1 pseudogene is annotated in these 239 nt (G+C 43.9%); it reads right to left on the bottom strand.

The annotated features are described in order from the left end of the window. Nucleotides 1–239 (bottom strand): annotated as a pseudogene (locus tag RYX56_RS24970) (acetamidase/formamidase family protein); the annotation flags it as partial.

Below are 239 nucleotides of genomic sequence, written 5' to 3' on the forward strand. Positions count from 1 at the left end.
TTCAAGCTGTTCTTTTGTAATTCCATAATCATGCGGGGCACCGATTAAGGCTTGTCCAAAATCCCCGGCATTGTGAGAATCTGGAAGGGGACGCGCTGGAGTTGTACCTAATTGACCCAGAAATGGCCTCATCCTAGCAATAGTTCCTACCATATCATGTGGAGCAAATGTAACAATCGGATTTTGAATTGACACTTCTGGTGTGTTCATATATGCTCTGCCATCTTGGGCAACTTTTT

This window comes from Alkalihalophilus lindianensis (assembly GCF_032843265.1).
GTDB lineage: Bacteria > Bacillota > Bacilli > Bacillales > Bacillaceae_D > Alkalihalophilus > Alkalihalophilus lindianensis.